The sequence below is a fragment of the Actinoallomurus rhizosphaericola genome, assembly GCF_024055675.1.
Taxonomy (GTDB): domain Bacteria; phylum Actinomycetota; class Actinomycetes; order Streptosporangiales; family Streptosporangiaceae; genus Actinoallomurus; species Actinoallomurus soli.
Genome location: NZ_JAMXMW010000020.1, coordinates 40,976 through 67,281 on the forward strand (window position 1 = coordinate 40,976; position 26,306 = coordinate 67,281).

Sequence of the window (26,306 nt, forward strand, 5' to 3'; positions counted from 1 at the left end):
GGTGAACCCGCGGGTTCAGATCGATTCAAGGACGCGGACGCGGTCGGCGATGGCGCGCCGGGCGACGTCGGAGGTGAAGGCGATGGAGTCGAACTCGTGCGGGGCGCCGGGGTGCAGGTGGAACTCCACCGGCACGCCGGCGCGGCTGAGCTTCGTCGCGTACGCGAGGTCCTCATCGCGGAAGACGTCGAGCTGGCCGACCTCGATGTAGGCCGGGGGCAGGCCGGACGCGTCCTCGAGCCGGGCCGGGGCCGCCGTGGGCGGGACGTCGGGGCCGCCGGCGGCCTCCCCGAGCAGTGCCGGCCACGCGGTGCGGCTGTCGTCGTAGGACCACAGCAGGTAGGGCGCGATGTGCGGATCGGGCGTGGTGGTGCGGTCGTCGAGCATCGGCAGGAGCAGGATCTGGCGGGCGATCTTCGGACCGCCGCGCTCCCGCGCGAGGATCGTCAGCGCCGCCGCCATGCCGCCTCCGGCACTGTCGCCCATCACGCCGATCCGGTCGGGGTCGACGCCCAGCTCCGAGGCGTGCTCGTGCAGCCAGCGGAGCGCGGCGTAGGCGTCCTCGAGCGGCGTCGGGAAGGGGTGCTCGGGCGCGCGGCGATACTCGACCGACAGCATCGGCACGCCGCTGGCGGACACGTAGCGGGAGACCGGCCCGTCGAAGAGGTCGATGTGGCCGAAGATGTACCCCCCTCCGTGGAAGAACAGCACGGCCGGGCCCGGCGCCGCGCCGTCCTTGACGTACCAGCGCATCGTGATCTGCGCACCGTCGTCCGCGGTCGCGTAGTGCTCGCTGGTCGTCACGTCGGCCGGAATCGGCTGCGCGGTGCCGGCGGCACCGATGATCGGCTCCCACAGGGCGCGGCGGCCCGCGATGTCGCCGACCGGCGGCGGTGTGAAGCCCCCGTCGGCCATCGGGGCCAGCGCCTGGGCGATCTCGGGATCCAACGAGAGTGACATGGTCGTTCTTCTTTCCGTGCTCAGGGGGGATCAGGCGGCGGGCGTGACGATGACGACCTTGCCGTGCAGGGTGCCCGCGGCGGCCTGGGCGTGGACCGCCGGCAGCTCGGCCAGCGGCACGCGCTGGGCGACGTCGACGCGCAGCTCGCCGGAGTCGGCCAGCGCCACCAGCCGCGACAACTGGTCGGCGTCGCTGCGGACGAACAGGTCGATGCCGCGTACGTCGCGCTCCTCGTCGGAGGGCGCGGGCATCCACACCGTCGTGTTCACCAGCACGCCACCGGGCCGGATCAGGGCGACCAGCGCGGCCAGCCGCTCCGGGTCGACCGGCGCGAGGTTGAGCACGACGTCGACCGGCTCGCTCACCGCCGCGGCCACCTCGGTGGTGGTGTGGTCGATGACCTCATCGGCGCCCCAGGCCGTGACCTGCTCGCTGCTGCGCGGGCCGGCCGTGGCGATCACGTACGCGCCGGCGTTCTTCGCCAGCTGAACCGCGTAGCCGCCGACCGCTCCGCCCGCACCGTTGATCAGCACCCGCTGCCCGCTCGTGAGCTTGGCGTGGTCGAAGAGCGCCTGCCACGCGGTGAGACCCACCAGCGGCAACGCGGCGGCGTCGGGCAGCGGGACGCTCTTGGGCGCCGCCGTCAGGACCTCGGCCGGCGCGAGGACGTACTCCGCGGCCGCGCCGACCCCCGTCATCGGCAGGAAACCGACGACCTCGTCGCCGACCTCGATGCCGTCCACGCCCTCGCCCAGCGCGTCGACCGTGCCGGCGACGTCGAGGCCGGGAGTGTGCGGCAGCGTCACCGGGATCGGACCTTGCATGAAGCCACCGCGGATGTTGCCGTCGACCGAGTTGAACGACGTCGCGGCGACCCGGACCCGTACCTGTCCGGCACCGGGGACGGGCTGCTCCACGTCCTCGTAGCGCAGGACGTCGGGGTCGCCGTACTCGTGGAAACGCACTGCCTTCATTGCTGAGCTCACTTCCGATGGAGAGGCTATTGCTTCGAACTTGAAGCAACTAGGGATGACCTTAGGTCTGCTTCGAATTCGAAGCAAGAGCCCATGTGTGTGTTGTGGGTCACAGCCGTCGGGGGCCAAGGCGATCGACATGTGCCTCGTGAGAGGCGACGGAGGCTCGCCGGCGGCGAGACGCCACCGGCTTCGGCGGCCGCAGATCAACCCTAGAAACGTCGGTATGCGGGAAACGTGTACCGTCGCGACAGCCGATGGAACTCCGGCGACAGCGTGATCGGCACGGGAGACAGGGGATGCGCAGACCGCGATTTCATGGTCCGGGCGGCAGAGTCGGCACGTTCACCGTCGACGCCGACTCCACCGGCGCCGGCCGGGGCACCTGGGAGCCGTTCATCGACACCTGGAACGACCGCATGGGAGACCTGTACCCCCTCCCGGAATTCACCGCCTCCACGGTCGACGGCTTCCAGGGAACGATGCGCTCGGTGACCTTGGGAGACACCGCCGTCAACGAACTCTGGGCGTCCTCACCCCTGAACACCCAGGCGGTCGGGAGGCAGGAGCAGGACCTGGTGCGGCTCTACGTCGGGCTGCGCGGCGGTCTGACCCTGCGGGACCCCCACGATCAGGGCGGCGACGCGTACGTCTCGGCCGGCACCTACTACGCCCACCACTGCGTGACGGAGAACCACTTCCACTCCACTCCCGTGATCGGCGCCCGGATCTTCATCTTTCCCGGCAGCGATCTGCGGGCCCTCGTCAGCGGCAGGCCGCGCACCGGTCAGGTCGCTTCGCCCGCGGCACAGATCCTCATGGCCCACACCAGCATGCTGCAGCGAACCCTGGGCGGCCTCGGCCCGGCCGGTGCCGACGCATCCCGCAGCGCCCTCCACGAACTGGCCAAGGGACTGATCCTCGACCACTTCGACGACCGCGAACCCACCTTCGTCCCGGCACTGGCACAAGCGGCCAAAGACCTGGCCGACGCCCAGCTCACCGACGCCGAACTGTCGTCCACCACGATCGCCCGGCAACTGCACGTCTCGGTCCGCACCCTTCAGCGGGCCTTCGCGAGTCTGGACGAGTCGTTCAACGCCTATGTCCGCCGCCGGCGCCTGGAGGAGGCGGCCGAGGCGCTCATCGCTCCCGGGTCACGGCTGAGCGTGTCACAGGCCGCGGCGCGCTGGCATTTCAGCGACAGCAGCCACTTCATCCGGGCCTTCAAGAAGCTCTACCACGCGACGCCGGCGGAATACGCGCGTCGGCACGGAGCCCTCTGAGCGTGCGATCGCAGCCGCCGCCACGATCACGTGGCCGGCTGACCGTGTGTGGGGGACTCGACCACGATCTCCGTTACGCCCGGAGCGTCGGCACCCGGAGATACCGGGTGTAACGTGAAGTAATCATGGCTGGTCCGAAGGTCCGCTGCCCAGCGGGCAACCTTCCGGCGGAGGTCGAAGAGCTGGTCGGGCGTCGGCGCGAGGCGGCCGACATCAAGCGGCTCCTCTCATCGACCCGCATCGTGACGCTCACCGGCGTCGGCGGGGTCGGCAAGACGCGACTGGCCCTCCGGGTGGCCGCAGAGGTGACCCGGGCCTTCCCCGACGGGGTCTGGCTCGTCGAGTTGGCGGAACTCACCTATCCCGAGGCGCTGCCGGAGACGGTGGGCGCCGCGCTGGGAATGCGCGACCGCTCCACCGCACCGACGGTGGCCAGGCTGATCGACTACCTGAGACATCGACGGCTGCTCCTGGTCCTCGACAATTGCGAGCACCTGGCGGATGCCTGCGCGATCCTGGTGAGCGAGCTGTTGAGGGCCGCTCCCGGCGTGCGGGTCCTGGCGACGAGCCGGGAGCTGCTGAAGATCGCCGGCGAGCACGTGTTCGAGGTGCCCCCGCTGTCCGTACCGGCGGAAGACGAGCCGTTGGGAGCAGGTGACCTGCTGCGCTATGAGGCGATCCGCCTGTTCGCCGAACGGGCGGCCGCCGTCGTCCCGGATTTTGAGATCACGGCCGCGAACGGCCCGACGGTGGCCCGGATCTGCCGGCTCCTGGACGGGATTCCGCTGGCCATCGAGCTGGCGGGGGTCCTACGGCGATCGATGTCGTTGGATCAGATCGTCGCACGACTGGACGACCGATTCCGCCTGCTCACCGGCGGGAGCCGCACCGCGCTTCCCCGCCAGAGGACGCTGCGGGCACTGATCGACTGGAGCTATGACCTCTGCTCGCCGGCCGAGCGCATGCTGTGGGAACGGCTGTCGGTGTTCACCGGCGGGTTCGATCTGGCCGCGGCGGAACAGGTCGCGTCCGGTGAGGGGATCGCCGTCGACGAGGTCCTCGGGCTGATCGCGGGTCTGGTGGACAAGTCCATCATCGGCCAGGACGGGAACGGCAGGCGTTACTGGCTGCTGGAGACCGTCCGCCAGTACGGATGGGACCGCTTGACCTCATCCCCGGAGGGACCGGATTCCGTCCGGGTCCGCCACCGGGACCATTACCGGCGATTGGCCACCGAGTCGGAGGAGGACTTCTTCAGCCCCCGTCAGATGGAATGGGGGGCCCGGCTGTCGGCCGAGCACGCCAACCTACGGGCCGCGTTGGACTTCTGCCTGAGCCGGCCCGGACACGCGGACGCCGGGCTGGAGATCGCCGCCTCCCTCTGGCATTACTGGGTCTTCGTCTCCGGCAGGGTCGGCGAGGGCCGTCGATGGCTCGAACGCGCACTCGCCCTGGAACCGCGACCGGGGCCCTCGCGGAACAAGGGGCTGTGCATCTGCGGCTGGCTCGCGCTGCTGCAAGGTGACGCCGTGGCCGGCCTGGCCATGCTCGAGGAATGCCGTGGCGTGGCGGAGCGGATCGGCGACGAGGACGCCCTCACCCAGGTCGCCCAGCTCTTCGCCCTGGCCGAGATGCTTCGAAGCGAGCCCGACCCTGCCCGGGCCGTGTCGCTGTTCGAGCAGGTCCTGGCCCGGCACCTCGCCAGGAACGATCTCAACGGCCTGTGGGTCACGCTCTATCAGATGACCATCATCGAGACTCTTCGCGATCCCGACCACGCGGGAGACCTCGGCGAGCAGGGCCTGGCTCTGTGCGACCGCCATGAGGCACTCTGGTCGAAGTCCCTCCTGCTGTGGGCCACCGCGTACACCTGGTGGCGGCGTGGCCGTCATCGCCGGACCCTCACGCTCCTGCGGGAGTCCCTGCGCATCAAACAGCTCTCCTACGATCCCTGGGGCAGCACGTACTGCCTGGCGACGATGGCCTGGCTCGCCGAGGCGAACGGCGAGCACTCGCGCGCCGCCCGGTTGTTCGGTGCCGTCCACGCGCTGGACCAACTGATGGGCGCGTCACCGACTCATCTCAGTTGGCTCGCCGGGTTCCACGAGTCCTGGGAGACGCGGACGCGCCGGGCGATGGGCCCCGCGGCGTTCGCGGCGACCTTCGAGCGCGGCGCGGGCATGTCCCTGTGCGAGGCGATCGCGTTCGCGCTCGAGGAGAAGACGGCCGCCGCCCCGGCGAAACCGTCACTACCGGCGCGCGAGGATCTCCCCATGCTCACCCCACGGGAACGAGAGGTCGCGGAACTGGTCGCACAAGGGCTGAGCAATAAGGACATCGCCGCCAAGCTCGTGATCGCCCAGCGGACGGCCGAAGGCCACGTCGAGCACATCCTCACCAAGCTCGGATTCACCTCGCGTGCGCAGATCGCGGCATTGGTGACGGCGGCGCGCGACGCGCCGGGGCCGGACAGCGAGATCATGGCGACGCACCCCCGTTGATCGGCCGTGACGTCCTGCGCGAGGACTGACCTGGTAGCCCGGATCAGGCCGCGGGTAGCTCGAACCAGACCACCTTGCCGATCGTCGCACGGGCGTACCCCCAGCGACTGGACAGTGACTCCACCAAGTGCAGTCCGCGTCCTCCCTCGTCCTCGTCGTCGACCGGGCGCATGCGCGGATACCGTGGGCCGGCGTCCGCGACCTCGAACCGCAGTACGCCGCCGAGGAATCGAATGCTCAGCCGAATCGGGCCGACGCCATGCCGCAGAGCGTTGGTGACCAGTTCGCTGATGAGCAGTTCGGCCGTCTCACAGTGCTCGGCGAACCCCCAACCGGCCAGCTGACCGGCGGTCAGATGGCGGGCGCGGGCCACCGAGGGCGGCGATGAAGGAAGCGACCAGGAGACTCGCAGGGGGGCGATGGGTTCGATGATCGGGGCGCCGCTCGCTCCCGGGCGCTGCGGTCGGGCGAACCGATACGCCCGTCGGCGGACAAGCCGGCTGGATTCGTAGAAGATCACCACACCGCTGCGGAGCAGTCTTGATCCCTTGCTCTGTGTCCAGAACGTTCGCGGGCGGACAGCCGTGCGCTGGTACGGATGCATGATGCTCTCGGCTCCTTACCGAGCGTTGAGTGGATCCCTCTCGGCATCTACCAGACTGTCGCTGAGCGTCACCTGTCGACACGGGGAAAGCACCTATGTGGGTACCCGGTCCGTACCTGGGTAGGTGCCGCGAGGCGGCTGTTATCGTGCCGACCGTGACGCCCTCGGACTGGTCGGATGTACGTGAACGGCTCGCGCGCCTGGCCGCTGAGGCGGGCGCCGGTGAGATCTTCGGTTCGAGGAGTCACCGGTGGCGGCTTGAGCCGCCCCTGAGCGCCGCCGAGTTGGACGAGGTCGAGGGCCAGTTGGGGGTGGAGCTGCCGGGCGAGTACCGGCCCCTCCTCTCCGGGGCGGGGAGAGGAGGGGCCGGGCCTGCTTACGGCCTGTTTCCTGTCCGTCGAGTCGATGGGCGATGGCGGTGGGAGGGCGACGGGGCCGACCTGACCGACCTCGCCACACTGGCCCGGCCTTTTCCGCACGTTGCGGCGTTCAACCCGGCCGATGGGCTGCCCGACCCGCCGGACGAGGACGATTACGACTCGTTGGACGCCTTCAACGCCGCCGAGGACGCTTACTGGGAACGGCACGACCAGGTCGTCTTCCAACCCGAGCATTCGATCGGGCTGCTGTACCTATGTCACCTGGGCTGTGCGCAGCGTGAGGTACTCGTCGTCAGCGGGCCGGCGAGAGGCCAAATGTGGGCTGATGACACCGCCGACGACGGCGGTTTCCGGCCGCTGGCCGACGATGACGGAACGCCGCTGGGGTTCGCCCGGTGGTATCGGCAGTGGCTGGACAACGCCGAAGCCCGGTTGTCCCGCGACCTACCTGCTTGAGACCGCCGTCGGTTCGGCGGACCGGCGGCCACGCCCGGTCTCCCCTCCCGCTCAGATCGATCGAGCGAACACCGGGCAAGCATGCCCTGTTCGTCAGTCCGGCCTTGTGACCGGCGCTTCGGTCACGAAGATCGTGGCGGATCGGCGCGTCTGCACCGCCTGCATCCGGTCGACTCCCTCGAACTCGTTGCAGAGCAGGAACAGGTGGCGGCCGTCGGGACCGCCGAGGGCGGCGGCGAAGCACGGCAGTTCCGTCTCGACACGATGGGTGATCTCGCCGCCGTCGAGCACCCGGACACACGCGCCCGCCGGTGCGTTCGGATCGCCCGTGTGGGCGGCCGTGTCGGCGGTCTGCGTCCAGATCGCCGATTCGGCGTCCACGCAGATGCCGTCCGGGCCCAGTCCCTCGGCCCACACTCTGCGGCCGGTAAGCGCACCGTCGTCCTGGATGTCGAACGCACTGAGCCGTCCGGCGAACGACTCGGCGACGACCAGGGTAGAGCCGTCCGGCGTCACCACCATGCCGTTGGGGAACTCGATGTCGCCGGCCACTCGGCGGTAGGTCCCGTCGGACGCGACGAGGTTGATCCAGCCCGGCTTCGGCGTGCCACCACCGATGAAGTCGAAGTCGAAGCCGTTGACGTACATGTGGCCGCGCGGATCGATCACGATCTCGTTGCCACCCCGCTCGCAGTGCGTCACCAGCGCACCGTCCGGCTCCTGGCGGGTGACGGCCGGGCCGGTCGTCACCAGGCGTCCGTCGGGCAGCCAGTCGATCGCCCAGCCCATCCTGGGCGGGCCCTCGGCCATCACCTCGGCTTCGCCGTCCATGTCGACGGCGACGACCTCGCCCGCACCCCAGTGGGCGAACCAGAGTCGGCCGTCGTACCACCGGGCCGACTCGACCATGGCCAGGCCGGTCAGCAGTCTGCGGGGTGGGGGCAGGTACTCGATCACGGCTTCGGTCCTTCCGCTCCGGCGGGCCGTATCGGCGGCCCCTCACCCTCTACACGAACAGCCGACCCCCGAATCGACGTTTACCCGCACTGAAGCATGCGTCTTGTCCTCACCACTGTCGTCAGTCTTCCGGCGAACGCCAGGGACCAGAGGGCCTCCGCTCGGTGGCTGCCGGGCGGTAGCCTCGGAGTCCATGGCGGATGAGGACGTGTTGCAGGACGCCCCGCACCGCAGGGTGGTCCGTATCGGTGACACCGTCCGCAGGCCAACCCACCCATGGACGCCGGCTGTCCATGCCTTGCTCGCACATCTGGAGCAGGTCGGTTTCCGATACTCGCCGCGGGTGCTCGGGATCGACGAAGAGGGTCGTGAGATCCTCACCTATCTGGCCGGCGAGTCCGGCCCGGACGGCTGGGCCAAGGTAGTCGGCGACGCGGGTCTGATGGCCTTCGCCCGCCTGCTGCGCGACTACCACGACGCCGTCGCCGACTTTCGGCCGCCCGACGACCTCGCCTGGTTCACCGGCGAGAGTGGATTGAGCGATGAGCAGTTGATCTGTCACGGTGACTTCGGACCCTGGAACATCGTCTGGCGCGGCGCGCGCCAGGTCGGGATCCTCGACTGGGACTACGCCCGGCCGGCAGACCGTATGCACGACATCGCCTACGCGCTGGAGTACGCGGCACCGTTCCGTGATGACGCCGAATGCCTGCGCTGGCTGCGCTATCCCCGACCGCCCGACCGACGTCGCCGGGTAGAGGTGTTCGCCACCGCCTACGGCCTGACGTCCGCCACTGGACTGATCGACGCGGTCATCGACATCCAGCAGGGCGGCATCGACCAGGTCCACAGACTGGCCGACGCCGGACACCAGCCCCAAGCGCGCTGGGTCGCCGACGGCCTTCTCGATGAACTTGGCCAACGGCTGGCCTGGAGTCGAGCCAACCGCCACCTGTTCGAGTAGCCAGGCGCCCACACGCGCTCAGAAGCGCGTCATCTGGGTCCTCTTCGGGCCCCGCTGCGACTCGCTGAGCACTCGGTCGAACGGCAGCCTGGGCACCGACCTGGTCCGGACATCGCGATATCCACGGTAGAGCCGCCCGAGATCGCGCACACTCACCGCCGCGCTGGAGACGGCAATCCCGAACCGTGGGCCGACCACTGCTGGTCGCGATCAGTGGGTCCGTTGTCGTCAAAAGGGCCTATCCCGTGATCGGGATAGGCCCCTGACCTGCGCAGCCGGAGGTATTCGAACCCCCGGCCTTCTGATCCGTAGCCGACGGTGGCGCATGGCCGATGCGCCGCGACCGGGGGACGGCGTCCGGTGACTGGGATCGTGTGCTGGTCGTTGTCGTCACCGCTGTCGTCAGGTGGCCGCAGCGGCGCGGCAACGCGATTCAAAGATCCGTGGACGTCTGCGTCTGCGCAGGTGAACACGCGGATCTCGAAACGTCGGCGGACCCTTGGCGTACGTCAACGACTGTTATCTGATCTCGGCCACGAATGAACCCAGTTCTGGGACCACCCGCGTCTGGCAGAGACCGCCTGGGGGCGTACTCATTCCCTTTTAGACGGCCGCGGACCCGTCCGGAGGTCTGCAGCACGGCTGCTCATTGCTCGCGCCCCTTGTGGGTCTTCGTGGCTTTGCCCGACGGGGTCGTGCAGGGCGCATCACCGGTCGCCCCGCAGCGCGGGCACGCGGCGGGCGCCGTGGCCGGCTCAGTGGCCGACTCGGTGGCCGACTCCGCGGCCGACTCGGTGGCCGACTCCGTGACCGACTCGGTGGCCGACTCCGCGGCCGACTCGGTGGCCGACTCCGTGACCGACTCGGTGGCCGACTCCGTGACCGACTCGGTGGCCGGCTCCGTGACCGACTCGGTGGCCGACTCGGTGGCCGGCTCGGTGGCCGGCTCGGTGGCCGGCTCGGTGGCCGGCTCGGTGGCCGACTCGGTGGCCGGCTCGGTGGCCGACTCGGTGGCCGGCTCGGTGGCCGGCTCGGTGGCCGACTCCGTGACCGACTCCGTGACCGACTCCGTGACCGACTCAGTGGCCGGCTCGGTGGCCGACTCAGCGGCCGACTCCGTGACCGACTCGGTGGCCGACTCCGCGGCCGGCTCAGTGGCCGACTCCGCGGCCGACTCCATGACCGACTCGGTGGCCGACTCGGTGGCCGACTCAGTGGCCGACTCAGTGGCCGGTTCGGGCTCCGGTGCCTCGTGGGCGGGGTCGGCCGCTCCGCCGAGCGGGTCGCCGGTCGAGCGGGGGTCACGTCCCTTTTTCTCTCGGATGTACGCCTTGACGCGGTCGATGATCTTCACGGTGGGGGGCTCCTTAGCGTCGGGTACCGGGCCGCGCCGGCAGGCTGGACACGGTCACTCGGATCGCGTCGGTGCGTTCGGCGTCGACCTGGTCGCGCTTCTCGAAGGTCATCAGATCGTAGGGCAGGCCGCAGCCGTACTCGCGCATGAGGACCTGTCACAGACTTCCGCCGGCCTGCTGCGGGATGACTGCTGAACCGTCCAGTTCGGTTCACGGCCGCCCGGGGTCGAGTTGGCGAACCCGTTAGCAGAAGCCCCCTCTGCAAGATCGCAATGGGGCTTTGACCTGGGCGCGGCCGACGAGATTCGAACCCCCAAGCTTCTGGTCCGTAGCCGACGGTAACCCACGCTCGATGGCCGGCGATCGTGGGCAGACGGCGTCTGATGGTCGTGATCGTGTGGTGTTGGTTGTCGTCAGGGGTGCGTGGCGGTAAGAGATCTGGCCCGCGGCGGTGCTGGCTAGTCGCACCAGATCACAACGGCGAGGTGTTGATCTGCGGCTGTGGTGTAGAAGTCGCGGAGCGCGGTGAAGTGCTTGGCGAGGTAGCGGCGCGGGTCGCCGATGAGGTCGTGAAGGTTGCCGCCGAGCGTGTCTTTCACTGCTTGGGGATCGGCGGGAAGCGCGGAGAAGATCCGCTCTAGGTCGATGTCGCGTAGCGCGGTGGCCGAGGCCACGACGTCGGCTGGCTCTAGGAGCATGGGCTGTTCCATCACCGAGTCCGGGTGGTCACGGTAAGCGGGGTTGACCTCTGCGCCTCCCTCTACCGCTCGTCGTACGGAGGCGACGTCTCCGATTCCGGTGTGTTCGCACATCCGGATGATGCCGTCGTCCGCCCAGTCGAGATCGAGGTGGTCCGACATGGGTACGAGGTCAAACGAACAAAGCGTGTTCAACGTATCGTCTGATCGTCGGCACTCCGCAAGCTGCGCCGCAGTGATCCGAGCGAGCTGCAAGGTGACCGCCATGAGCGGAGTATCGCAGCCTGATCCGTAGCAAGATCGGGACCGTGCACAGCCCCGCTCGGTTTCGACATGTATTCGGCACGATCACGGGCGACATCTAGCCCGACGAACACTCAGATCCGCAACACCGCAGCGCGGACTGTCCTTGTCAGGTGTCGATCTCGTACCGGTACCACTGCCTCGGATGGTCGTCCTCATGCAGCCACAGCGACCCGTCGCGGCCGATCTTGCCGCGCGCCCATCCCTTCGGCTGCCGGCCTCCTGGCAACATCAGCTTCTCGCGATCCGTCTCGATGACGACTCCGCCTTCTCGGCGGGCTCTACGGATCTCCCAGCGGAACCCGCCGTCTGCCCGGTCCTGGTCGAGGAAGGCGAGTTCGGAACCGGAGACGGCCAGGCCGGCACATCTGGTGACAGGGTTCGGCGTGACGGCCCGGACGCTGTTCGCATCGAGCTCGACCAGCGGGAATTTCGTGTAGGGACAGGCGTGGACCAGCTCCCGGCCGACGTTCAGCGCATAGCAGTCGCACCAGTCGACACCCGGGGTGTCGTCCGCCACCATCCAGGATGGCCCTCCGTCGCAGTCCCAACGGACGAGACCGACCATGAACTGGTACGAGCGCGTGCCGTCCGGGTTGGGCGTCCAGTAGCTCGACTCATCGAAGTAACTGGCCCAGATGTTCCCCTGAGGATCCGTCATGAGTTGTTCGATGCCGTCACCCGCGTAAAAGGACGCTCGGGTCTGCCCTTCGCCGTCGATCACCCGGATGTTGGCGGTGAGGCGTAGCTCATGCTCAGGGATCGGCTCCCCGTAGCGCTCGTAGGGGATGCCTTGTCGCTCGCAACGGGCGGCGGCCAGCACGACGCCGTCGCCGCGGGTGTCGATGTGAGTGAACCACAGGTCGAGATCGTTCAGCGGGATCTCGCGGATCTCGGGTCCGTCGCAGATGAGGGCAGTCGCGTCATAGCGCGGGGGCGGCCGAAGCACGGAGAAGTGCGGGACGGAGACGAAGCCTTGGGCAGGATCGGCGACCAAGGCGGCGAGCCGGCCGCGATGGTCGATGGTCGAGGCAAGGACCTCGAGATGGGCGTAGCGGTCAGGAAGCATCGCGTGCAACGCGAGCCGGCGCTCAGCGGCCATGGGCCTTTCGGGTCGACATGGACCGATGATCCCACACAAGCCATGGCCCAGATTCCCCCGTGGCCACACGATCAGCTGGGGAATTAAATGAGGATCGGCCCCGGGGTTCTGGCCTGCGGCTGCGACGGTCCGCGAGTGGCCCCCGTTGTCCCTTGCTCACCCTGGCTAGTTGCACGCTAACTGCACGCCTCCGGCCGCACGGGTGTTGTTGACCTGCGGTGAAAGGCGGATCCTGCAGGCGAGGGCTCCGATTCGCTGGGGCCTGGAGACGGTGAAGAGTCGCGCTCGATCAAGCGGCCCACGGAGCCTCGACTCTCGAGGCCACCTACACCGGCGCCCGTCGGGGCGAGCTGCTGAACCTGCGGTGGCGTGACGTCGACCTCGACGGCAGGCAGATCACCATCTCCGGTTCGGCGGCGTTCATCGCGGGGGAGCGCATCGAGGGGACGACCAAGAGCGGCCGGTCCCGTGTCGTCAGCATCGACGCCGGGACGGTCCAGGGCCTCAAGGCGCACCGGCAGCGGCAGAACGCCGACCGCCTGGCGGCGGGCGAGGAATGGGAACGTGCGGCCGGCAAGGACGACGATTACGTGTTCGCGACGACCTGAGCCGCTCCACCCTGACACGGTGTCGTCGCTGATGGCCTCCCTGATCGCCCGGCATGCCCGTTCACGTCGTTGCAGCTCGCCTCGGTCACGCGGGCCCGTCCATCACGCTCCGGGTCTACGCGCACGTGATCAACGAACAGCTCGTAGAGGCGGCGGACATCTTCGCCAAGCAGATCACGGCGGTGTAGGAAGGCCGCTGTTAGCAAACCCGTTAGCAAAAAGGCCCCTTGCGTGATCGCAAGGGGCCTTTGACCTGGGCGCAGCCGGAGGGATTCGAACCCCCAACCTTCTGATCCGTAGTCAGATGCTCTATCCGTTGAGCTACGGCTGCTGGCGTCCAAGAGTGTAGCGGCACTCTGGGGGGACACGCGAATCGGATACCGCGGCGCCCCTGCGCCGGGTCGGAGTGGCCGGTGGGGCTGCCGGTTCGGGACGGCCTCCTGTGAGCGCCAGGGCTCCCCGCGACCACGTCTCGTACGTAACGTCCGCGCGGTTCCGGCCCCGGGAGGTGTCCGATTTCACCGTCCCGACGACCGCCGGCCGGCCGGGCCGGCCCTCGCGTCGGCGCGTACGGGGGTGGCACGGGACCCGAATGCGGGGTGCCCGGGCCGCTCGTCCGGCGGTTCGGCCGCTGAGCGATCTTTCTGCAAACGCGGAGGAGATTCGCGTTCCGCCATCGAACAACAGATCAAGCTCACGGCTTTTGCGGTAATTCGGGTGATCTTGTGACCTATCCTTGACACTGGTGTAAACAGGGAGCCGCGCCGTCCGATATCTGGAGCACGTGCATGGCAAGGTGGTCCGCGTTCGCCCCCACCGCCGACAGGCGCCTGGTGAAGGCGCTGCACGAGGGGGACGAAGAGGCGCTGGCGACGCTCTACGACGTTTACGCCGAGCGGCTGTACGACTACTGTGCGGCGCTCCTGGGCGATCTCAAGGCCGCCGAGGAGGTCGTGCACGACACCCTGATCGACGCGTCGCGCCGTGCCCCGCGGCTACGGGAGCGCGAGCGGCTCCGTGCCTGGCTGTACGCCGCCGCGCGGCGGCGCTGCCTCCTCCGCAAGCGGCCGGCCGCGATGGCGGACGATGAGGCGTTCGCCCGGCTGGACTTCTTCGACCGGGAGGTCCTCTTCCTCGTCCACCGGCACGATCTGACCGGCGAGGACCTGGCCGCGGCGCTCGGGATCACGACGCTGCGGGCCCAGCGGCGCCTGCACCGGGCCACGCAGCAGTCGCCCGAGGCCGAGACGATCGTCGGGGCGGTCGCGGTCCCCGAGCCTCCCGCTGCGCTCCGGCACCGGGTGCTGCACGCGGGGACGGATCCGGAGCTCGCCGGGTACCGGACGGAGATCGCCGCGCGCGGCGGCGCACTGACGGCCGAGGGGATGCCCCGGCAGCCGGACGCGCCGTCCCGGCTGGCGCGGCGCTGGGCGTTCGCGAGCGGTGGGTCGGTGGCGGCGCTGGCGACCGCCGTCGCGGTGATGATGTTCATCGGCCCGAACGTGGCCGTGCCGGACCTGCAGTGGCCGGGCGGCGGTAAGCCGCGGACGGGCACGCCGGCGACCCGGACGACGCCGCCGCGCGGTGGGCCGGTCGTGACCCGGCCGCCGGCCGCGTCACGCTCCCAGGGGCAGACGGGCCCCGAGACGGGCCCGCAGCTCATGCCGTCGCCCACTCCGACCAGGCCGCACCGGCCGCCGAAGTCGCCGACGAAGCCGCCTACGGGCGTCCTCGCGGTGGCGCCCCTCTCGGTGCACATTCAGGGCCGGGGCACGATCGGCGAGATCGGCCTCACCGCTCAGGGCGGCAGGGTCGACTGGACGGCCGCCGACTCCGACCCGAACGTCGTGCTGTCCAACGTGAGCGGCGCGATCGCCGCCGGAGAGCACGTCAAGATTCAGGTCATCCTGAAACGGCAGGCCGTCACGCTGCCCGGTCAGACCGTGGTGACGGTGACCGACGGCGGAGGGCGTTCCACCGCGGTCACCGTCTCCTGGGACCTTTCGGTCTTCTGAGTCACGGAGGTGCCGTGCCGCGGTGGTCAGCCCCGGCCGCCGGGCAGGGCGACGAGGTTCGCGCCGCCGGCCTCGCCGAGCGCCCGCAGCACCGGCTGGACGATCTCCTCCTCGGCCGTACGCCGCGGAACGACCTGCTCCTCGGCCGCGCGCCGCTGGACGAAGCCGTGGTAGAGCACGCCCTTGGCGTTCACCCGGACCGGCTGGAAGTCCCGCGGGTCGAGGGAGCAGAAGCCGGTCCGGACGACGTCCTGGTACAGCGTCTGGGACACGATCAGCGCGACGTCCCGGTGCTGCTGGTCGGCGAGGAGCCGGCGCAGCGGCTTGGCGTTCAGCAGCCGGCTGACGACGATGGGGGCGTCGCCCGCCGGGCCGAACGGCCCCGGCGTGAGGGTGCCGTGGTGCAGCGCGACGCGCAGCCGCAGTCGCCTGCCGCCGCTCCGCTCCCGGTTGAACTCCCCGAGGATGGCCTCGAGGCGGCGGGTGAAGTCGCCGACGACGAGCGAGACGTCGACGTCTTCGGGCAGCACCGCGAGCTCGCCGTCGCCGCTGACCTGCTCGTACCAGAGGTTGCGGTCGAGGCCGACGTCCTGCGCGGCCAGGCTGAGGATGGTGCGCAGATCAGTCTGCGCACGCAGCTGGCCGCGCGCGTCGCGGGCGCTATATTTCTCTACGTCCACCGCCAGGACAAGGCGGTAGGTAAGGCGAACGTCAGCGTGAACGTCCGTGAGCGGCATGGACACCTCCAAAGCAAACTGGGCTGTGCGCCCCCATTCGCTCCACTTCGGAGAGAGTGTGCCTCTCGGAGGATGACCAGCGCCCCTCTTTTTCGGTACCTTCCCCACGTCCTTCCGGTGACCGGCGAAACCAGCGGACCTTAGACGCGAGAACGGCGCCGGAAGTTCCTTCAGGTAAGCCGAAGGTTACCCAGACGACAGGTGACCTGTCGGATCACGCCGGCCGGCCGACTCGTTGCACGAGGTCAACGAGTCGTAACCGGCAACGAGGAGAGGGCGTCGGCCTCGACGCGGAAGGCACGTGGCAGTCGGTTCGGCGAAGGGCGTTACGCATAAGTCCAGTTTTTGCGGCCTTTAGGGTAATTGCCCGCGACCTTACCGCTTGACGGCCACACCCACGACGCCTGCAAACTTTTCACGCGCCGCCTCATCGCGCTCCGGACGCCATTCCGTCGGCCCCACCAATCCGGGCTCGAGAACGTCGAACCCGTCGAAGAACCGGAGGATCGCGTCCCGGCTCCGCGCGCCGAGCCGCGCGCTGGCGCCCTCGTACACGCGTTCCGCCCTGGCCATCTTCTCCGGATGCGGATCGGACGACAGGTGGGACAGGATCAGGTGGCTCCCCGGCGCCATCGCCTCGCGGTACCGCGCGACGATCGCCCACGGATCGTCCTCGTCCGGCACGAAGTGCAGCACGGAGACCAGCATGACGGCCACCGGTCGCCCGAGGTCGATGACGGCCCGTACGTCGGGATGGCCGAGGATCTCCTCCACCCGGCGAAGGTCCTCCTGGACGAAGCGCGTACGGCCCTCCCGCGACAGGAGCGCCTCCCCGTGCAGCCGTACGACGGGGTCGTTGTCGACGTAGACAACTCTCGCCTCCGGGTCAACGCGCAGCGCCACCTCGTGGACGTTCTCCCGGGTCGGCAGCCCGGACCCCAGATCCAGGAACTGCCGGACCCCCGCGTCGAGGGCCGTCCGCACCGCCCGGCCGAGGAAGGAGCGGTTGAGCTTCACCCCGCGCAGGACACGTCCCTCGGAGATCCGGATGACCTCCTCGGCCGCGGTCCGGTCGGCGGCGAAGTTGTCCTTGCCGCCGAGCCAGTAGTCGTACATGCGCGCGACGTTCGGCACCGAGACGTCGATCCCCGGCGGCGGCCTCTCGGTCATGGCGTGGAGTCTAACGAGGGTGATCTTCGGCCGACCTCGGCCGGAGACGATCCACTCGACTACTTCGAGTGACATTAGGGTAACTAGCTGTCGTGACCGACATAACGGAGGAGGGACGCCGCGACGGCCGGCTCCTGGTCATCGGCGGCGCGGAGAACCGCACCTGCGGGACCGGGCCGCTGAAGGAGTTCGTCTCCCTCGCCGGTGCGGATGAATCCCGGATCGTGGTGGTGACCACGGCGACCGAGAAGCCCGAACAGGTGGCCGCCGAGTACGCGCGGGTGTTCCATCGGCTCGGCGTCTCCTCCGTCACCGAACTCCGGCTCCCGCACCGCGCCGTCGCCGACAGCCAGGACTCGCTCGACGTGCTCCGCAAGGCCACCGGCGTGCTGTTCAGCGGCGGTGACCAGTCCCGCATTCGCAGCCTCGTCGGCTCGAAGGCCAACGCCCTGCTGCGGCGGCGCCTCACCGCCGACGGGCTCGTCATCGCCGGGACGAGCGCGGGCGCGACCGCGATGGGCCGCTGGATGATCCTCGGTGGTGACGGTCACGAGGTCGCGGCCTCCACGGTCCGGATCGGGCCCGGGCTCGGCCTGCTCGACGACGTGCTCATCGACATGCACTTCGCCGAACGAGGCCGGCTGCCCCGTCTCCTCAGCGGCATCGCGCTCGACACGCTGCGGCTGGGCGTCGGAATCGACGAGGACACCGCGATCGTGGTCCGCGAGGGCCGCTTCGAGGTGATCGGCAGCGGGGTCGTGACCATCGTGGACGCCGACCAGGCGACCGTCGGTTACGCCGAGTGCGACGACGATCCGATGGCCCTCTTCGACGTCCGTCTCCATCTCCTTCCGGCCGGCTGCTGGTTCGACATGGAACAGCGCAAACCGTGGTTCGGCCCCGTACCCGCAGCAGAGGAGTGACCATGCACCTCGAGCATCTGCGCCGGCTGAACGGTCCCAATCTCTACCTCGCGCGACCGGTGGTGATCGCCCGTCTCGATTTAGGAGAACTGACCGGCCGGGAGACCACGGACTTCCCCGGTTTCGCCGAGCGGCTCGTGGCCGCGCTCCCCGGTCTGGCCGAACACCACTGCTCCGCGGGCCGGCCGGGCGGGCTGCTGACCGCGATGGCGCGCGGAACGTACTTCGGGCACGTCACCGAGCACGTGACGCTGGAGCTGTCCGCGATGATCGGCCGGGACGTCTGCTTCGGCCGTACGGTGTCGGCCGAAGCACCGGGACACTACGACGTCATCCTCGAACGCCCGGTGGACGAGCCCGAGGAGTCACCGGTCGTCGGCTGCCTCATCGACCTCGCCATCCGTACGGTGACGGGCCTGCTGAACGACGGGGACGTCGCGTTCGACGCCGAGCTCGCCGCCCTGGCCGCGACGTACGAGCGGACGAGCCTGGGCGTCAGCACCGCCGCCCTCGCCACGGCGGCCCGGCGGCGCGGCATCCCCGTACGCCGGGTCGACGACCTCAACCTGCTGCAGCTCGGGCACGGACGGCACCGGCGCACGGTCTGGGCCGCGATGACCGACCGGACCTCGGCGATCGGCGTCGAGGCCGCGGGCGACAAGATGCTCACCAAGCGGCTGCTGGAGGGCGCCGGGCTGCCGGTGCCGGAGGGCGTGGTCGTGACGACCGCCGCGGAGGCGGTCGCCGCGTTCGAGAAGATCGAAGCGCCCGTCGTGGTCAAGCCCCTCTCCGGCCACCAGGGGGAGAACGTCTGGATCGAGCTGACCGACGCCGGCGAGGTGGCCGCGGCCTTCCACGCCGCGTCCGCCGAGGGAGGCGCGGCGCTCGTCGAGGCGTACGTCCCCGGCCGCGACCACCGGGTGCTCGTCGTCGGCGACCGCGTGGTGGCCGCCGCCGAACTCAACCCCGCGCGGGTGACCGGGGACGGCAGGTCCACCATCGCCGACCTGATCGCCGCCGCGAACACCGACCCGGCGCGCGGCGAGGGCCACGACCGGCCGCTCACCCGCCTGGCGCTCGGCGAGACCGAACGCGCGCACCTGACACGGCAGGGCCTCGCCCCGGACTCCGTGCCGAACCCCGGTCAGGTCGTGACGCTGCGCCGCAACGCCAACCTGTCGACCGGCGGGACCAGCAAGGACGTCACCGACCGCGTCCACCCCGACGTCGTACGGCTCTGCCGCCGCGTCGCGGCCACCGTCGGCCTCGACATCTGCGGCATCGACCTGCGCCTGCCCGACATCGCCGCCCCGCTGCCGGCCGACGCCGGCGCCTCCGGCGTGATCGAGGTGAACGCCTCACCCGGCCTGCGCATGCACCTGGCGCCGTACGAGGGGCGCCCGCGCGACGTCGCCGCGGACATCATCGACCGGCTCTACCCGCCCGGGACGTCCGGGCGCGTGCCGATCGTGGCGGTCACCGGCACCAACGGCAAGACCACGACGGTACGGATGATCGCGCACCTGCTGGCCCAGGACGGCCGCCGCGTCGGCATGACCACCACCGACGGCGTGTACGTCGGCGGGGAGCTCGTCTACCGCGCGGACGCCTCGGGCCCGCTGTCCGCGGCGATGGTCCTCGCGGACCGGACCGTGGACGCGGCGGTGCTGGAGACCGCGCGCGGCGGCATCGTACGGCGCGGGCTGGGCTACGACCGCGCCGACGTCGCCGTCCTCACCAACATCACCGACGACCATCTCGGCGTCGACGACATCGCCACCGTCGAGGACCTCGTCGAGATCAAGGCGCTCGTCGCCGAGGAGATCCGCCGTGGCGGCCACCTCGTGCTGAACGCCGACGACCCGCGGACCGCCGCGCTCGCCGACCGCCCGCGCGTACGGGACCGCGAGCCCGTCGTCCGCTACTTCGCCCTGTCCGCGTCCGCTCCGCGCGTCGAAGAGCACCTGGGCGCGGGCGGGATCGCGTACTTCGTCGAGGACGGCGCGCTGACCGAGGCGTGCGGCACCGGCAGGTCGCGGATACTCCCGGCCGCGGACGTCGCCGGGTCGTTCGGCGGACTGGCCCGGCACGTCATCGGCAACGCGCTCGCGGCCGTCGCGGCGGCCCGCGCCCTCGGCATGCCCGCCGACCTGGTCGCGCGCGGACTGCGGACCTTCGACCCGTACGACCTGAACCCGGGACGCGGCTGCACCTTCCGGGTCGAGGACCGCCCGGTCGTCGTCGACTACGCCCACAACCCGGCGGCCGTCGCCGCCGTCGGCGAGCTGATGCGGCGCGTGTGGCGGCGGGACGGCGTGGCGGCCGTGACGCTGCCCGGTGACCGCTGCGACGAGCTGGTGATCGACACCGCCCGCGCGGTCGCCCGGTCCTTCGGCCGTGTGGTGGTGTACGAGGACGAGGACCTGCGGGGCAGGCGGCCCGGCGAGATGGCCCGGCTCATCACGCGCGGGCTCGTCGACGCCCGCCCCGACGTCCGCGTGCACCCGGCCGGCGACCTGAAGGACGCGGTCGGCATCGCGCTGGGCGTGTCCACGCCGGGCGAGCCGATCCTGCTGCTGTACGAGAAGCTGCAGCCGGTCATGGACCTGCTCGACGCGCTCGGCGCGGCCTCGCCGCCGGACGCCCGGTGACCGGCCCACCCGGTGACCGGGACGCCCGGTGACCGGGACGCCCGGTGACCGGGACGCCCGGTGGCCGGGACGCCCGTCTCACGGCGGCAGCGGCCTCAGAGCCACGCCCGCTCGCTGGCGATCCGGATCGCGTCGATCCGGTTGCGCGCGGCCGTCCGCGTGATCACGCTCGACAGGTGGTTGCGCACGGTCTTCACCGACAGGGAGAGCCGGGCGGCGATCTCCGCCGTCGTCGCCCCGTTCGCCGCGATGCGCAGGACCTCGAGCTCGCGTGGCGTCAGCGGGTTCTCCTCGACGGCACGGGCGGTGCCGGCCAGCTCCGGGTCGATCATCCGCCGGCCCGCCGCGACCTGACGGACCACGCGCATGAGGACGTCGGCCGGCGCCTGCCTGCTGAGCAGCCCGAGCGGATCGACGGTCATCGCCCGGCGGACGCCCATGGGGTCACCGCGGTCGGCCAGCATCACCACGGAGCACTCCGCGGTCAGCTCGCGCAGGTGTGCCACGCCCGTCGATCCGGCCGGGCCCGGCAGGTCGACGTCGATGACCGCGACGGTGGGGCATAACGTCGCGACCGCCGACGCGAGGCCGTCCCCATGGGACAGGTCGGCGACCACGTGGATATCGGGCTCCCGGTCGAGACAGGCGGACAGCCCTAACCGGAGCAGGTGTACGTGCTCTGCCACCAGCGTACGGATCACCGCGTGCCGTGGATCGTTCCGTGACGGCGCCCAGCGCCTGAGACCGGCCCGGCGTTCCGCACGTTGATCGTTCTTATTCATGTATCGCCCCTGTCGACAGCCGTAACGCACTTTGCCCGGTACATCGCGAATAAACCTTGCAGAACGCATCAATCGGAAGTCGTCGGTCAAGCCGCCGCCACCTGTCCGATTCCGGACAGGTGGCGGTCGGCCGGCGCGGACGGTCACACGGTCGGCGCGGAGTCGCCGAGTGCGGACTGCGCATCGGCGGGCGAGCCGGAAGGACCGGATCCCGACGGGCCGTTCGGCTCCGCGGGGTCGCCTCCCCCGCTCGGGACGGAGGCGGCCTCGCGGGAGGCGGCCTCCGACGGCGTCGGAGCGGGCGTCGAGTCGCCCGCGGCGGCCGGCCGGTGGCGCGGTACGGACACCGGACCGTCCCAGGCCGCGGCCCGGGCCGGAACGGAGACCGACCCGGTGACCCGTCGCCGAGGACGGCCCGCGAGGGTCCTGACCCAGCGAGGCCACAACCGGTACGCGGGCGCTCCGGGCCGGGCCGCGCCCGCGAACGCCCGGCGACGCCAGCCGGTCAGCGAACCGCGCTGGATGACCGTCCCGGTGTGCGGAGCATGGACGAACCGGCCACGTCCGACGTAGATGCCGACGTGACTCGCGCCCGAGAAGAACACCAGGTCGCCGGGGCGCAGGCTCCTCATCGGGACCTTGCGCCGGATGATGTGGTACTGGATGTCCGCGCGGTGCGGCAGGCGGACACCGCCCCTCCGCCAGGCGGCCATCGCCAGGCCCGAGCAGTCGTACGACCGCGGTCCGGCCCCGCCGAACCGGTACGGCTTGCCCATCTGCCGGTAGGCGAATCGGACGGCTCGGCGGGCCGCGACCCGCTGAGCAGCGATCCGGGCCAGGTAACGCTCGTAGGCGTACAGGATCCGGGACTGCCGGTGAGTCGGCCCGGAGATCGCGATGACCGCGTCTCCCCGCTCCGTACGGGCCGCCGCGCCGGATGGCGTCCAGAGGGCCAGGAGCACGCTGACGCCGATCACCGGGTATCGCAGTAAAGCGGGGCCCGCCACACCGAGGTGCGCTTTACCGGCCCGAACGCGGTCGTGATACGTCGACTTCATCCACCATCCTCCAAATGGCGAGTGAGCCTTTTCAGCGCATGATCTACCCTGAAAGGCGGGGCGCGTACCATTACCCTTTTCGCCGCAATCCCCGCCATCCGGATTCCGGCCGGGTCTCCTATAACAAGAAGTCAGTCCCGGGATTTGAATACACCAGCCGCCGGTAAACGGAACGCCGCCTTCCCTGCTCCGAGAAGGGCGGGAAGACGGCGCACCGGGTGAAATGAAAACCGCCCGGCCGGAGGACCGGCCGGGCGGAATGGAATCTCCGGGTCAGGAATTGCCACCCTTGGCGAAGGAGGCGTTCCCGTCGCAGGCCGCCGCGGCCAGACCGCGGATGGCGCCCGCGTTGCCGCAGATGGTGATGGGCATCGTGGCCGGAGCGCTGACCTGGTCGTTGCTGAGCAGGTGGGTCGACGAGGAAGCGGTGTTCTGCGTCGAGGACTGGCTGCAGGCCTCAGGGCAGACCGGCGCGCCGATCGGCTGCGAGCACGCCTGGGCGCAGGCGGGCGCCTCGTGCGTGGTGGTCTGCGCCGGCGGCTGGGCCGCCGGAGCGCAGGCCGCCGGGCAGGCCGGAGCGGCGGGCTTGGCGGGCTCGGCGTTCACCTGGGTCGACGACGAGCAGGTGGCGGGGCAGGTGGCGTTCGCCTGCGACGACGCGCTGCCGCTGCTGATGCTCGAGTGGCCGTGGCACGCCGCGGTGCCCAGGCCCTTGTCGGAGATCGCGTTGCCGCAGATCAGGATCGGGACGGTCACCGGCGCGCTGACCTTGTCGTCGCTGCCGATCGAGGTCGCCTCGATGCCGTGGGTGTGGTGGCTGATGTAGCTGAGGCGCTGCGTGGCGCCCGTGACCGCGCTCGAACGCGGGCTCAGCGCGTTGAGGGCGTTGCCGTTCGCCGCGTTGACGGTGGCGCCCCGCAGCAGGTTGTTGGCGGTGATCGGAGCGGTCACGGGGGCCGTGACGTCCGCGAGCACGCCACCGAGGAGGCTGCGGTCGCCGCGCGTGGTGTTGGTGTCGGCGTTGGCGATGCCGCCGCCGACCGCCGCGAACGCGGCTCCGACGAGGAGGGCGCGGGCGGCGCGAACAGTCCATTTACGCATTGGTCCCCCAAGGGTGTCTGTTTTCCAGTGATGATGCGGTGATTTTCCGTCGCGGCGGGATCGCACGATCACGTTGAATCGGAATGTGCGCGAGATGCAGCCATCGTGCCCGCGAAAGCGGCGATCTGGATGCTTGAGCGGTGATTCGGACGCGTGACGCGAAATGCCATCCACGCGTACGGGTCGTACCGCTTCACGCACCCTCCAGGTGGCCGGTGATCTCGAAAAGTCGAAGGTTCTTGCTGACCGGTGGAAAGGCTAACACCGCCTTTCCGGCCCGCCGGGGGACGCCGACTCCCTATGTAAAGGGCTGACCCGCCGCGCGGCCGGGTTCTCCACGGCGAGACTCAGGGGAGCTCAGCGCGGAGCCGGAAGGGCAAACGGCGGGCAATGGAGCGTGTCCCGATCGCCGCAGATCCTTGACGTTGCCCTTACCCGGTTTCCGGCATCCCCCCGGACCGGCGGGCCGCCGATGTTCGCAGCGGCGGCAGAAATCGGATGACATGTCGATATCCGGTCTCTAAGCTGCGCCGGGTGCGCGACCTGACCCTCCTCCCCAAGGCCCACCTGCACGTCCACCTGGAGAGCACCATTCGCTGGGCGACGCTCGGGGAGATCGGGACGGCCAACGGTGTGCCGGTTCCGGAGCCGCCCGCCGACGGGCCGGTCGTCTTCGACGGCTTCGGCCGGTTCGCCGACCTCGGCACGCTCGTACGCGACTGCCTGCGCCGGCCGGAGGACTTCCGCCGTGTCGCCCTGGAGTTCTGCGCGGACGAGGCCGCGCAGGGGACGCGGTACGCCGAGGTCACCTTCACCGCGGCCGCGCACGGTGAGCGCCTGGGCAGCCCGGACATGCCCCTCGAAGCCGTGCTCGACGGGCTCGCCGAAGGACAGGCCGCGTACGACATCGAATGCCGGGTCCTGCTCGACCACTCCCGCCGGCGCTCGGTCGACCGCTTCCGGCGCACGGTGGACCTGGCCGTGCGGTACGCGGACCGCGGCGTCATCGGCATCGGCCTCGCCGGGGACGAGTCCCATCCCCTCGCGCCGTTCGCCGAGGTCATCGAGTCGGCGCGGGACGCGGGCCTCCACCTCGTCCACCACGCGGGGGAGACCTGCGGGCCGGAGAGCATCCGCGAGGCGATCACCGTCGGCCACGCCGAGCGGCTGGGACACGGGATCCGGATCCTGGACGACGCGGACCTGGTCGCCGAGGTACGGGACCGGGGCCTGCCCCTGGAGGTGTGCCCCTCGTCGAACGTCGCGCTCGGCCTCGCGCCCTCCTTCGCCGCGCACCCGCTGCCCCGGCTGCGCGACGCCGGCCTCGTCGTGACGGTGAACACCGACATCCCCGTCATCATCGGCACCACGACGACCGAGGAGTACGCCCGGATCCGCACCGCCTTCGGATACGACGACGCCGTGCTGGCCGAACTGTCACGGGCGGGAGTCGAAGCGTCGTTCGCCCCGGAGCCGACCAAGGCCCGGCTGCGCCGAGAGATCGACGCATGGCTCACCACCCCCGCCCCCTGACCGGGGGCGGTCACCGGAAACCTGCGGGTAAGCGCCGGCACGGCGGCGTGCCCCTGCCCGCAGGTCCGCGGCCATCCTCATTAGGGTCGGAAACATGTCCGATATGGCGTATCGCCCGCTGGGCGACTCCGGCCTCGTCGTCTCCGTCGTCGGTCTCGGGTGCAACAACCTGGGCCGCGCGAAAACCCGTACGGAGACGCTCGAAGGCACCAGAAAGGTCATCGACGCCGCGTTCGACGCCGGCATCACCCTGTTCGACGTGGCGGACATCTACGGTGCCGAGCCGGGCCTGTCCGAGGACCTCCTCGGACAGTGCCTCGCCGGCCGCCGCGACGATGTCGTCGTCGCCACCAAGTTCGGGATGGACATGCGCGGCGCGAACGGTCCCGACTTCGGCGCGCGCGGGTCCCGGCGCTACATCCGCCGGGCCGTCGAAGCGTCTCTGCGCCGGCTGCGCACCGACCACATCGACCTCTACCAGTACCACGCGCCCGACGGCGTGACCCCGATCGAGGAGACGCTCGCCGCGCTGGACGAGCTCGTCCGCGAGGGCAAGGTCCGTTACATCGGCTCCTCGAACTTCGCCGGATGGCAGGTCGTCGAGGCCGACTACGTCGCCCGCGCCGCGGGCGGCGCCCGCTTCATCAGCGCGCAGAACTACTACAACCTGCTCCACCGTGACCCCGAGGCGGAGCTCATCCCCGCCTGCCAGGCCTACGGCGTCGGCATGCTGCCGTTCTTCCCGCTGGAGTCCGGCCTGCTGACCGGCAAGTACCGGCGGGACGAGGAGCCTCCGGCCGGGACGCGGATCGGCGACAGCCGGCGTTCCATGCACGCGGACGCGGACTGGGACACCATCGAGGCGATCCGCGAGTTCGCCGACCAGCGCGGCGTGTCGATGCTGAACGTGGCGATCGGCGGGCTCGCCGCCCAGCCGGCCGTCGCCTCGGTGATCGCCGGTGCGACCTCGCCGGAGCAGATCCGTACGAACGTCGAGGCCGCACAGTGGATCCCGAGCGACGACGACCTGCGGAAGCTCGCCGAGATCACCGGGTGAGGTCGGCCCCGCACGACCGGCGTGAAGGCGATGGCCCGTGCACCTTCTGCCTCCAGAAGGTGTACGGGCGCCGCAGTATCCATCGCCGCGGAGGACGCGTCCCTGACGCGTTCACGCCCTCGATCCGACG

General features: G+C 70.3%; 24 protein-coding genes and 1 tRNA gene. 11 read left to right on the plus strand and 14 right to left on the minus strand.

Features of this window, described 5'->3' with window-relative positions:
* Positions 1-15: 15 nt before the first annotated feature.
* Both NE234_RS34475 and NE234_RS34480 read right to left on the minus strand, forming a co-directional pair.
* Positions 16-960, minus strand: a complete 945-nt coding sequence (locus tag NE234_RS34475) for an alpha/beta hydrolase (protein WP_252785092.1) — start codon at positions 958-960, stop codon at positions 16-18.
* 30 nt (positions 961-990) lie between these two features.
* Positions 991-1,935 (minus strand): NADP-dependent oxidoreductase, encoded by a 945-nt coding sequence (locus NE234_RS34480; protein WP_252785093.1) that lies wholly within the window; start codon positions 1,933-1,935, stop codon positions 991-993.
* Positions 1,936-2,234: 299 nt separating this feature from the next.
* On the opposite strand from NE234_RS34480, the gene NE234_RS34485 reads away from it, so the two are divergent.
* Complete coding sequence (locus tag NE234_RS34485) at positions 2,235-3,221, plus strand: helix-turn-helix domain-containing protein (protein ID WP_252785094.1); 987 nt, start codon at positions 2,235-2,237, stop codon at positions 3,219-3,221.
* 125 nt (positions 3,222-3,346) lie between these two features.
* A complete protein-coding gene (locus tag NE234_RS34490) occupies positions 3,347-5,722 on the plus strand; it encodes an ATP-binding protein (RefSeq protein ID WP_252785095.1) in 2,376 nt (791 codons plus the stop codon).
* A 43-nt stretch (positions 5,723-5,765) separates the two neighbouring features.
* Here NE234_RS34490 and NE234_RS44710 read toward each other — a convergent pair whose 3' ends face one another.
* Positions 5,766-6,326, minus strand: a complete 561-nt coding sequence (locus tag NE234_RS44710) for an ATP-binding protein (protein WP_256529914.1) — start codon at positions 6,324-6,326, stop codon at positions 5,766-5,768.
* 155 nt (positions 6,327-6,481) lie between these two features.
* On the opposite strand from NE234_RS44710, the gene NE234_RS34500 reads away from it, so the two are divergent.
* Complete coding sequence (locus tag NE234_RS34500; protein WP_252785097.1) at positions 6,482-7,162, plus strand: SMI1/KNR4 family protein; 681 nt, start codon at positions 6,482-6,484, stop codon at positions 7,160-7,162.
* A gap of 93 nt (positions 7,163-7,255) precedes the next feature.
* Here NE234_RS34500 and NE234_RS34505 read toward each other — a convergent pair whose 3' ends face one another.
* A complete protein-coding gene (locus NE234_RS34505) occupies positions 7,256-8,119 on the minus strand; it encodes an SMP-30/gluconolactonase/LRE family protein (protein ID WP_252785098.1) in 864 nt (287 codons plus the stop codon).
* A gap of 193 nt (positions 8,120-8,312) precedes the next feature.
* Between NE234_RS34505 and NE234_RS34510 the strand changes: the two genes are divergently transcribed.
* A complete protein-coding gene (locus NE234_RS34510; protein ID WP_252785099.1) occupies positions 8,313-9,083 on the plus strand; it encodes an aminoglycoside phosphotransferase family protein in 771 nt (256 codons plus the stop codon).
* A gap of 646 nt (positions 9,084-9,729) precedes the next feature.
* Here NE234_RS34510 and NE234_RS34515 read toward each other — a convergent pair.
* From NE234_RS34515 to NE234_RS34525, 4 genes are all read right to left on the minus strand, one after another.
* Positions 9,730-10,437 carry a hypothetical protein gene (locus NE234_RS34515; protein ID WP_252785100.1) on the minus strand — a complete coding sequence of 236 codons (708 nt, stop codon included), beginning with the start codon at positions 10,435-10,437 and terminating at the stop codon, positions 9,730-9,732.
* Between the two features lie 13 nt (positions 10,438-10,450).
* Positions 10,451-10,585, minus strand: a complete 135-nt coding sequence (locus NE234_RS44715) for a hypothetical protein (RefSeq protein ID WP_256529916.1) — start codon at positions 10,583-10,585, stop codon at positions 10,451-10,453.
* Between the two features lie 311 nt (positions 10,586-10,896).
* Complete coding sequence (locus NE234_RS34520) at positions 10,897-11,403, minus strand: DUF1877 family protein (protein WP_252785101.1); 507 nt, start codon at positions 11,401-11,403, stop codon at positions 10,897-10,899.
* Between the two features lie 145 nt (positions 11,404-11,548).
* The gene (locus NE234_RS34525) at positions 11,549-12,541 is read right to left on the minus strand and encodes a hypothetical protein (RefSeq protein WP_252785102.1); all 993 of its coding nucleotides are present in this window, start codon (positions 12,539-12,541) and stop codon (positions 11,549-11,551) included.
* A 359-nt stretch (positions 12,542-12,900) separates the two neighbouring features.
* Between NE234_RS34525 and NE234_RS46165 the strand changes: the two genes are divergently transcribed.
* Entirely contained in the window at positions 12,901-13,149 is a 249-nt protein-coding gene (locus tag NE234_RS46165) for a site-specific integrase (protein ID WP_406567110.1), read from the plus strand.
* Between the two features lie 53 nt (positions 13,150-13,202).
* The gene (locus tag NE234_RS34530) at positions 13,203-13,337 is read left to right on the plus strand and encodes an integrase (protein ID WP_252785103.1); all 135 of its coding nucleotides are present in this window, start codon (positions 13,203-13,205) and stop codon (positions 13,335-13,337) included.
* 70 nt (positions 13,338-13,407) lie between these two features.
* Here NE234_RS34530 and NE234_RS34535 read toward each other — a convergent pair.
* Positions 13,408-13,480: transfer RNA gene (locus NE234_RS34535), tRNA-Arg, on the minus strand.
* A 457-nt stretch (positions 13,481-13,937) separates the two neighbouring features.
* Here NE234_RS34535 and NE234_RS34540 point away from each other — a divergent pair.
* Positions 13,938-15,164, plus strand: coding sequence for an RNA polymerase sigma factor (locus tag NE234_RS34540; RefSeq protein WP_252785104.1), 1,227 nt, complete (start codon positions 13,938-13,940; stop codon positions 15,162-15,164).
* 26 nt (positions 15,165-15,190) lie between these two features.
* On the opposite strand, the gene NE234_RS34545 is transcribed toward NE234_RS34540, so the two are convergent.
* Together NE234_RS34545 and NE234_RS34550 are read right to left on the minus strand one after the other, a co-directional pair.
* A complete protein-coding gene (locus NE234_RS34545; RefSeq protein ID WP_252785105.1) occupies positions 15,191-15,901 on the minus strand; it encodes a hypothetical protein in 711 nt (236 codons plus the stop codon).
* A gap of 375 nt (positions 15,902-16,276) precedes the next feature.
* On the minus strand, positions 16,277-17,071 hold the full coding sequence (locus NE234_RS34550) for an SAM-dependent methyltransferase (protein ID WP_252785106.1): 795 nt from the start codon (positions 17,069-17,071) through the stop codon (positions 16,277-16,279).
* A gap of 92 nt (positions 17,072-17,163) precedes the next feature.
* On the opposite strand from NE234_RS34550, the gene NE234_RS34555 reads away from it, so the two are divergent.
* Positions 17,164-17,994 (plus strand): cyanophycinase, encoded by an 831-nt coding sequence (locus NE234_RS34555; protein ID WP_252785107.1) that lies wholly within the window; start codon positions 17,164-17,166, stop codon positions 17,992-17,994.
* A 2-nt stretch (positions 17,995-17,996) separates the two neighbouring features.
* Positions 17,997-20,645, plus strand: coding sequence for a cyanophycin synthetase (gene cphA / locus NE234_RS34560; protein WP_252785108.1), 2,649 nt, complete (start codon positions 17,997-17,999; stop codon positions 20,643-20,645).
* 95 nt (positions 20,646-20,740) lie between these two features.
* Here the strand turns inward: cphA and NE234_RS34565 are convergent, their stop codons facing one another.
* The 3 genes from NE234_RS34565 to NE234_RS34575 form a co-directional block, all read right to left on the minus strand.
* Positions 20,741-21,331, minus strand: coding sequence for a LuxR C-terminal-related transcriptional regulator (locus NE234_RS34565; RefSeq protein WP_252785109.1), 591 nt, complete (start codon positions 21,329-21,331; stop codon positions 20,741-20,743).
* 239 nt (positions 21,332-21,570) lie between these two features.
* The gene (locus tag NE234_RS34570) at positions 21,571-22,404 is read right to left on the minus strand and encodes a C40 family peptidase (RefSeq protein ID WP_252785110.1); all 834 of its coding nucleotides are present in this window, start codon (positions 22,402-22,404) and stop codon (positions 21,571-21,573) included.
* Between the two features lie 354 nt (positions 22,405-22,758).
* Entirely contained in the window at positions 22,759-23,586 is an 828-nt protein-coding gene (locus tag NE234_RS34575) for a hypothetical protein (RefSeq protein ID WP_252785111.1), read from the minus strand.
* 534 nt (positions 23,587-24,120) lie between these two features.
* Here NE234_RS34575 and add point away from each other — a divergent pair.
* Both add and NE234_RS34585 read left to right on the plus strand, forming a co-directional pair.
* Positions 24,121-25,119: an adenosine deaminase gene (gene add, locus NE234_RS34580; protein ID WP_252785112.1), complete on the plus strand. Its 999-nt coding sequence runs from the start codon at positions 24,121-24,123 to the stop codon at positions 25,117-25,119.
* Between the two features lie 94 nt (positions 25,120-25,213).
* The gene (locus tag NE234_RS34585) at positions 25,214-26,176 is read left to right on the plus strand and encodes an aldo/keto reductase (RefSeq protein WP_252785113.1); all 963 of its coding nucleotides are present in this window, start codon (positions 25,214-25,216) and stop codon (positions 26,174-26,176) included.
* Positions 26,177-26,306 lie beyond the last annotated feature (130 nt).

Excerpts from the sequence above, each read along its gene's own strand:
- NE234_RS34480 (WP_252785093.1), bottom strand. The coding sequence starts at position 1,935 with ATGAAGGCAGTGCGTTTCCACGAGTACGGCGACCCCGACGTCCTGCGC.
- cphA (WP_252785108.1), top strand. The coding sequence starts at position 17,997 with ATGCACCTCGAGCATCTGCGCCGGCTGAACGGTCCCAATCTCTACCTC.
- NE234_RS44715 (WP_256529916.1), bottom strand. The coding sequence starts at position 10,585 with ATGCGCGAGTACGGCTGCGGCCTGCCCTACGATCTGATGACCTTCGAG.
- NE234_RS34550 (WP_252785106.1), bottom strand. The coding sequence starts at position 17,071 with ATGACCGAGAGGCCGCCGCCGGGGATCGACGTCTCGGTGCCGAACGTC.
- NE234_RS34585 (WP_252785113.1), top strand. The coding sequence starts at position 25,214 with ATGTCCGATATGGCGTATCGCCCGCTGGGCGACTCCGGCCTCGTCGTC.
- NE234_RS34545 (WP_252785105.1), bottom strand. The coding sequence starts at position 15,901 with ATGCCGCTCACGGACGTTCACGCTGACGTTCGCCTTACCTACCGCCTT.
- NE234_RS34525 (WP_252785102.1), bottom strand. The coding sequence starts at position 12,541 with ATGGCCGCTGAGCGCCGGCTCGCGTTGCACGCGATGCTTCCTGACCGC.
- NE234_RS34485 (WP_252785094.1), top strand. The coding sequence starts at position 2,235 with ATGCGCAGACCGCGATTTCATGGTCCGGGCGGCAGAGTCGGCACGTTC.
- NE234_RS44710 (WP_256529914.1), bottom strand. The coding sequence starts at position 6,326 with ATGCATCCGTACCAGCGCACGGCTGTCCGCCCGCGAACGTTCTGGACA.
- NE234_RS34520 (WP_252785101.1), bottom strand. The coding sequence starts at position 11,403 with ATGGCGGTCACCTTGCAGCTCGCTCGGATCACTGCGGCGCAGCTTGCG.
- NE234_RS34490 (WP_252785095.1), top strand. The coding sequence starts at position 3,347 with ATGGCTGGTCCGAAGGTCCGCTGCCCAGCGGGCAACCTTCCGGCGGAG.
- NE234_RS34530 (WP_252785103.1), top strand. The coding sequence starts at position 13,203 with ATGCCCGTTCACGTCGTTGCAGCTCGCCTCGGTCACGCGGGCCCGTCC.
- NE234_RS34575 (WP_252785111.1), bottom strand. The coding sequence starts at position 23,586 with ATGCGTAAATGGACTGTTCGCGCCGCCCGCGCCCTCCTCGTCGGAGCC.
- NE234_RS34510 (WP_252785099.1), top strand. The coding sequence starts at position 8,313 with ATGGCGGATGAGGACGTGTTGCAGGACGCCCCGCACCGCAGGGTGGTC.
- NE234_RS34540 (WP_252785104.1), top strand. The coding sequence starts at position 13,938 with ATGGCAAGGTGGTCCGCGTTCGCCCCCACCGCCGACAGGCGCCTGGTG.
- NE234_RS34475 (WP_252785092.1), bottom strand. The coding sequence starts at position 960 with ATGTCACTCTCGTTGGATCCCGAGATCGCCCAGGCGCTGGCCCCGATG.